At 37.7% G+C, this 2978-nt stretch carries 3 protein-coding genes; 2 read left to right on the top strand and 1 reads right to left on the bottom strand.

The genetic code is table 11. From position 1 onward, the window contains the following. Positions 1-1121: ABC-F type ribosomal protection protein Msr(E) (msr(E), locus tag ACY3FQ_RS18125; protein ID WP_489774604.1), on the top strand; the 1121-nt coding region annotated here is incomplete at its 5' end. Between the two features lie 55 nt (positions 1122-1176). Then, the gene (locus ACY3FQ_RS18120) at positions 1177-2061 is read left to right on the top strand and encodes an Mph(E) family macrolide 2'-phosphotransferase (protein WP_000155092.1); all 885 of its coding nucleotides are present in this window, start codon (positions 1177-1179) and stop codon (positions 2059-2061) included. A gap of 189 nt (positions 2062-2250) precedes the next feature. Here ACY3FQ_RS18120 and ACY3FQ_RS18115 read toward each other — a convergent pair whose 3' ends face one another. Then, the gene (locus ACY3FQ_RS18115) at positions 2251-2862 is read right to left on the bottom strand and encodes a recombinase family protein (protein WP_015060246.1); all 612 of its coding nucleotides are present in this window, start codon (positions 2860-2862) and stop codon (positions 2251-2253) included. Positions 2863-2978 lie beyond the last annotated feature (116 nt).

The raw sequence follows: 2978 nt of genomic DNA, 5'->3' as shown, positions 1-2978 counted from the left end.
ATGGCATTCTAGCGGATGAACCAACCAGCCACCTTGATCTCAATGGAATAGATCTACTTATTGGTCAACTTAAAGCATTTGATGGAGCATTACTTGTTATCAGTCATGACCGATATTTTCTTGATATGGTTGTAGACAAGATATGGGAGTTAAAAGACGGTAAAATTACGGAATATTGGGGTGGTTACTCGGATTACTTGCGTCAAAAAGAAGAAGAGCGACAACACCAAGCCGTAGAATATGAGCTGATGATGAAGGAACGGGAGCGATTAGAATCTGCTGTGCAAGAAAAACGCCAGCAAGCTAATCGATTAGACAATAAGAAAAAAGGAGAAAAATCCAAAAACTCTACCGAAAGTGCTGGACGACTTGGGCATGCAAAAATGACTGGCACCAAGCAAAGAAAACTGTATCAGGCAGCTAAGAGTATGGAAAAGCGTTTGGCTGCATTAGAAGATATTCAAGCACCAGAGCATTTGCGTTCTATTCGTTTTCGTCAAAGTTCAGCCCTAGAACTGCACAATAAGTTCCCGATTACGGCAGATGGTCTGAGCTTAAAATTTGGTAGCCGTACTATCTTTGATGACGCTAACTTTATAATACCGCTTGGCGCTAAAGTCGCTATAACTGGATCGAATGGAACAGGGAAAACGTCCTTGTTAAAAATGATATCAGAACGTGCTGATGGATTAACCATATCTCCAAAAGCTGAAATTGGCTACTTTACACAAACAGGATATAAATTTAACACGCATAAATCTGTGCTCTCCTTTATGCAGGAAGAGTGCGAGTACACAGTTGCGGAAATTCGTGCAGTATTGGCTTCAATGGGGATCGGAGCGAATGATATTCAAAAAAACTTATCCGACTTATCGGGAGGTGAAATCATCAAACTGCTTTTATCCAAAATGCTTTTAGGAAAATATAATATTTTGCTTATGGATGAACCAGGAAACTATCTTGACCTAAAAAGTATTGCCGCATTAGAAACAATGATGAAGTCCTATGCAGGAACTATTATCTTCGTATCTCATGACAAGCAATTGGTCGATAATATTGCTGACATTATCTACGAGATCAAAGACCACAAAATCATCAAGACTTTTGAGAGAGATTGTTAATGATAGCCAATCTAATCCGAACATTAATTATTGAACTCTTTAAAGGAAATTAAAAATGACAATTCAAGATATTCAATCACTTGCTGAAGCACACGGCTTGTTGCTTACGGACAAAATGAATTTCAATGAAATGGGCATTGATTTTAAGGTCGTTTTTGCTCTTGATACAAAGGGGCAACAATGGTTGCTGCGTATTCCTCGTCGTGATGGCATGAGGGAACAAATCAAGAAAGAAAAACGCATTTTAGAATTGGTAAAAAAACATCTTTCTGTAGAGGTTCCTGATTGGAGAATTTCATCTACAGAATTAGTGGCTTATCCCATACTTAAAGATAATCCTGTTTTAAATTTGGATGCTGAAACCTATGAAATAATTTGGAATATGGACAAAGATAGCCCGAAATACATAACATCTTTGGCAAAAACCTTATTTGAAATCCATAGTATTCCTGAAAAAGAAGTTCGGGAAAATGATTTGAAAATTATGAAACCTTCAGATTTAAGACCTGAAATAGCAAACAATTTGCAGTTAGTAAAATCTGAAATTGGTATAAGTGAGCAATTGGAAACCCGCTACAGAAAATGGTTGGATAATGATGTTCTATGGGCAGATTTCACCCAATTTATACATGGCGATTTATATGCTGGGCATGTACTAGCTTCAAAGGATGGAGCTGTTTCAGGCGTTATTGATTGGTCAACAGCCCATATAGATGACCCAGCGATTGATTTTGCTGGGCATGTAACTTTGTTTGGAGAAGAAAGCCTCAAAACTCTAATCATCGAGTATGAAAAACTAGGGGGTAAAGTTTGGAATAAACTATATGAACAGACTTTAGAAAGAGCAGCGGCCTCTCCTTTGATGTATGGTTTATTTGCCTTAGAAACTCAAAATGAAAGCCTTATCGTTGGAGCAAAAGCTCAGTTGGGAGTTATATAATTTAAAAATATGATTGCTGAGAACTGCCTTGTTTTGAAACTTGGTTGGCTTTAATTAGTTTTTAGTATTCTTTATAGAAAATGCCTCGATCAAGGGGCATTTCTAACAATCATTTAACATAAAATTTCTTATGTGAAGTAACCTGAATGCAGCGGTGCCCCATTGGGGGCGCGTTGAGATAAGCCTCTTTTAGATAACTTTAGCAACTCGATAGACAGTTGCAACTCCACAATTCACTGCTTTGGCAATTTCTTCCTTAGTCATATTGCCAACTACTAGCAATTCTTTTATTCGTTTATGTTTAGCCTCATTTGCCTTCTTGCCTGTTGGTTTGTAACCCGAACGTGCCAGGCCCTGCTTAATACGTTCTATACGTTTCTCATTGTCTAGGCGGGCCATTGTTGCCAGAAGATCAATCAACATATTGTTGATGAGTTCCAAGATTGAATGAGTAATGCTGTCACTGGTTTGAATCATTTGGTAGGTAGTAGGAAGATCTGCTACGACTAAACGAAGTCCCTTCTCCTGGATCCTGCGCTTCAGCTCTTGAAAATCTCGTTGGGTTAGGCGTGATAAGCGGTCAATACTTTCAACTAACAATGTGTCACCTTGATTTGCTTCTGACAGTAGCTTATTCAATTCAGGTCGGTCTAACTTCGTACCACTATAGTTTTCCACGTACACAATGGTTTCACCCAAATTCAAGTTTTGGTTTAGATCCTGAAGAATCTGCAAAGCCCTTTCTGCATCTTGATCTTTAGTTGAAGCTCGTAGATAAATACGTGTATTCATTTCTATCATTTAATCTTAATTCTATTAGATTAATGATAATACTATCATTTAATTATTGCATTAAGTCTAATGATAGATATTGTATGCGATTTGGCTCGCTATCATTCAGGTATAGTCTTTTGATA

It is taken from the genome of Acinetobacter sp. AB03, from assembly GCF_058107045.1.
This window is presented reverse-complemented; position numbering and strand designations above follow the sequence as displayed.